3 protein-coding genes are annotated in these 4,778 nt (G+C 36.5%); all 3 read left to right on the top strand.

Annotation, left to right across the window (positions count from 1 at the left end; genetic code table 11):
• Window positions 1-2,000, top strand: a 2,000-nt coding sequence (locus AB1414_15750) for a hypothetical protein (GenBank protein ID MEW6608873.1), incomplete at its 5' end; no start/stop codon positions are given.
• A gap of 603 nt (window positions 2,001-2,603) precedes the next feature.
• Window positions 2,604-3,047, top strand: coding sequence for a hypothetical protein (locus AB1414_15755; protein ID MEW6608874.1), 444 nt, complete (start codon window positions 2,604-2,606; stop codon window positions 3,045-3,047).
• 89 nt (window positions 3,048-3,136) lie between these two features.
• Window positions 3,137-4,093 (top strand): PorV/PorQ family protein, encoded by a 957-nt coding sequence (locus tag AB1414_15760; GenBank protein ID MEW6608875.1) that lies wholly within the window; start codon window positions 3,137-3,139, stop codon window positions 4,091-4,093.
• Window positions 4,094-4,778 lie beyond the last annotated feature (685 nt).

A 4,778-nucleotide genomic window follows, 5' to 3' on the forward strand; every position in this document is an offset into this window, starting at 1 on the left:
ATAAAATTCCTATTGATTATGTTAAGGGAGTAGAATATTATACTGTTATCAGTTTACCTTATTCGGGGACATACACATATCGTTTTGCGGCAAAAGATAGAAATGGAGTATTAGCCCTTGGAACACCAACTCAAGAATATATTGGGCCTATATTGACCGGGGTTGATGCTCCTGTCGCACCGCTCTTGTTATGGACAGGTGAAAGGAACTATCTGTATGATGGGTTAGACCCAGAACAAGGTGAGCCAAATAGCACTATATTTACCTATAGAGTAAAATATAGTGATGGGAATAATGAGGCACCATTAGCCGGATATCCACGGGTAAAAATTAAAACTACAGGAGGAACAGAGATAATCTTACCGTTAACCAGAGTAAGTCCCGCAACGGTTACTTATGCGGCGGGTGTCCTATATGAAACAAGGACTACTTTACCTGTACCTACAGGTGTTTATACCTATCAATTTGAAGCAAAAGATATAACTGGATTGACAGCCAGGGGTGCAGGGATTCAAGTGAAGATAGCACCTGCTGTTAATAGTGCACCAGTATTATCTTATGGTGGTGTGAATCCACAGAGTGGTAATGTAGGCGACAGGTATACTTTCTCAGTTAGATATCAAGATTCAGAAGGGCATGTGCCTTATTCTGGCTATCCGAAGGTTCATATATTAATTGGTGGAGTAGATATTCCAGGAAGTCCAATTATACTACCTTATCATCATGGAGAAAATATTAGTTCTGGTAGGGTATATTATAATTCTCTAATACTTGCATATAATAACTCAAATTATTCCTACTATTTTGAAGCAATGGATATATATCGGAAGATGGCAACATCTACTGATACTTATGATGGTCCTGTAGTTACTGGTGGAGTTAATTGGAGACCAGAGTTATTATGGGTAGGGACAGGTGGTTATGTATCTGATGGATTAGAGCCGGAAATGGGAACAACGGGAACTATCTTTACCTTCAAAGTTAGATATCGTGATTTGAATAATGACCTGCCCAAACCTGGCTATCCACTATTGCATATTAAAAAGAATGGTAATGAAGTGGCTACTTTAACAATGACCTGGTTTGATGATACAATTGGAACACAAAGTTGTGGAATTTATATGGCAACTATGACTTTACAGACGGGAAGTTATAAATATTGGATTGAGGCTTATGAGAATAATGCGGCTAATCAATATGTAAAATTACCTGCTACTGGAGATAAGAGTGGACCTGCTGTAACCAATGCTCCAATACTTACCTGGACAGGTGAGTCTGGATTTACATCTGATGGAGTTGACCCGGATTATGGAACAGTAAATGTAACTTCATTTACTTATAAAGTTCGATATTATGATATAGATGGTGAAGAACCTCAATATATCCATCTCTGGGTATATAAAGATGATGTTCGTATGGCTGGTAGTCCCTTCCCATTAAGTTTAGTTCCGGGTAGTGGACCTAAATGGGATGGTTATTATAGAATTGTGTTCCCTTGCTTTACAGAACCGGGCACATATACATATCTATTTAATGCAATTGGAAAAGATGGGATGATGTGTGTTGGTTCAGCAACAGCAGGGACGATGACAGGACCTATTGTCGTCATACAAGGTAGTCCTGCACCGCCAATTACTCCACCTCTGAATGAGACGACGACAGACTTTAACTTAATCGATGCTTATAACTGCCCGAACCCAACTTATGATGGTATAACAGATATAGTTGGTGTATTAGATGCAGCCGCCAGCGGATTAAGAGTAATCGTGAATATTTATGATATTGCTGGTGACTTGGTGTGGAGTGAGGAAAAATCAGGCATATCCTCTACTCCAAGAAATACTGTTCATGGAACTAAAGAGGTAGTTGAGATTGAATGGAAGGGTAGAAACGATGTTGGTAAAGAAGTAGCCAATGGCGTCTATATCTTTAGAATGATAATCTCCAACAACGAAGGTAAGACGATGTCGAAACTTGGTAAGATTGCCGTAATTCGATAAGAAACGAACCACGAATTACACGAATTGGACGAATTAAAGAAGATGAGAAACTATTTACCCAAATGAAGTGTAATAAAGGAGAAGAGGGGAATATGGAGAAATGGAGAGAAGATGAATTAACTGATAAAATCATTAGATAAAAAGATAGGCTTATTAGTGAACTTTGCAGATTCTAAGATTGATGTAAGAAGGATAGAATTAGAAAAAGATGAATAAGAATATTTCTCCAATTTTCCTTTTTCTCCCTTTCTCCTTACTTACACAAATTTCAGATGGTTAAAGTGTTACAGATTGGGAATAATAATAAATTATGGATTACCATCATTAGAATATAAACGGATTATAAAATAAAAAAATTCGTCTAATTCGAGTAATTCGTGGTTAAAAAAAGAAAAGGAATTTATAGAATTTTAAACCACGAATTGGACGAATTAAACGAATTAAAGGGGATAAAAAAATTCGGGACGATTCACTTGTGTTTGAAATCTTGCGGTTAGAAAATGGAGTTGAAATTAGAAATTCGAAATTAGAAATTAGGGGGGAGAAATAAAAGCCCAATTTCTAATTTCCAATTTCAACTTTCTGTGTAGGGAAAACGATAAAATGAACCGTCCCCAAAATTCGTCTAATTCGTATAATTCGTGGTTAAAAAAAGAAGGTGATGTCCCGGTGGGGAGAGTAAAAGAGAATATAGCCGTGAATGGGAAACAATTTTGGACACTTTTTGATACCGGTTCTCGAAACACCTATGTCATAAATAAAGTAGCAAAATATTTTCCAAGAATTAAATTAGACCAATTTTATGATGTTAAGTTGGGTGGAAAAAATCATAAGTTGGAAGAAAATATTATTTTGAAAGCAAGATTATCAGATACACCTATTGCCACGAGGGCTTTTGTTATTGATGAAATTGGAGTTGATGAAAAGGGGCAAGAAATTCAAGTTTTGTTTGGAGCATTAGGAATGCAAGAATGGGGAATTGAATTGGATTTAAAAAGAGAAAAGGTTGACCTGACACATTATCCGAAGGAATTTATAGAATTTTAAACCACGAATTACACGAATTAAACGAATTAGAGAAGATAAAAAATTCGTCTAATTCGAGTAATTCGTGGTTAAAAAAGAAGGTGATTAAAATGAAACGGTTACTTATAACTTTAATCATAATTTATTGTTTACCGTGTGTTATTTATGCAGAAACTGGAGATGCAGGCCAGGCGGCACGGTATCTACGGATAGGCGTAGGGGCAAGGGCACTTGGTATGGGCGGAGCGTATGTCGCGGTTTGTGATGATGCCTCTGCAACTTACTGGAATCCCGCAGGATTGGTGCAACTATCTCAACGCGAAATGACCTCAATGACCTCTTTAATGTCCCTTGACCGTAAGTATAATTTCTTGAATTATGTAGTCCCGCTGGAAAATCAAACTATAGGTATTTCCGTGATAAACTTTGGGGTAGAAGATTTACGGGAGATTGTTGAAAAAAATGGCCAGGACATAGAATTAGGTAGATTTGACGATAGAGAGAATACATTTATGTTTTCTTGTGCCTGGGAAAAGACTGATAAATTATCCCTGGGCGTTAACCTGAAATATCTAACTCAACAGATGAATCCATCGCAGGCAAATCCAAAAGGGAGAAGTAAGGCAAGTGGATTAGGTTTAGATATCGGAGCGTTATATGATATTTCAGATAAATTTAAAGCAGGATTAATGTTACAGGATGTCCGCAGTTACCTTAAATGGGAGACTGACCATACAGATAGATTACCCATAGCAGTGAAATTAGGTGTGAGTGGAAAGTTTTTTGGGAATAAATTAATCATAGCCACAGATTTAAGCCAGGTTGAAGATAATCATAAGACAAAGATATACGCCGGGTTAGAATATTGGATGAAAGAGAATTTAGGGATAAGGGCTGGAGTATTTGATACTTATGTTACCGGTGGCTTAGGTTTTATCTTTCCTGCAAAAACAATTAACCTTCGATTAGACTACTCATTTGCCCCGGATAGGTTTTCTGACTTCAAAGATAACATCTCTGGGTCAGAAAGATACAACCATCGCTTCTCATTATCGGCTAAGTTTTAAGTAAGACCAAAGACCAAAGACAGAAGACAATATAGCACTTATTAATCGAAATTTGACCCAGATATGGCTATGAAATTCCAAATCACAAATTCCAAATTCTATTTAGTGAATTAGTGAATTAAGCGAATTAGCGAATTAGTAAAATCTAATCTCTAATTCACTAATCTCTAATTCGCTTTTTGGTATGTGAAATTTGGTGTTTATTTGAAATTTGGTGCCTGGAATTTGGGATTTTTTACTTATCCACTCTGAGTAAAGTTTTGACTAATAACTGCATAGAAATTTTCTCTCGCAAAGACGCAAAGTTCGCAAAGATTATAATTTATTCCTTTGTGTTCTTTGCGCCTTGGCGAGAAATTTAATCTTTATGCCTTTCTCCCACCAATAACTGACCGATTACGAATAATCGTTCCGTTAGGAACATAATATCGGTAGGAATAGATAGACAAATCAATCAGTTCCGTAGATGGTAGAAAATTTATGGAAAGCCATTTACCGATATATTGTCCTATGGGACATAAATGAAGGATGAGGTAGAATTTTCAACTCGGATAAACATATTACTTGATGTTCAAGTTTTTTAAAGGTATAAAGATTTAACCGCAAAGAGCGCAAAGGAAGATTTCGCAAAGGACGCAAAGGAAGGAAAATAAGGTGGTGAACAACCTATTGCTTTGTTAAGTTT

It is taken from the genome of bacterium, from assembly GCA_040755795.1.
Lineage (GTDB): Bacteria > UBA9089 > CG2-30-40-21 > CG2-30-40-21 > SBAY01 > JBFLXS01.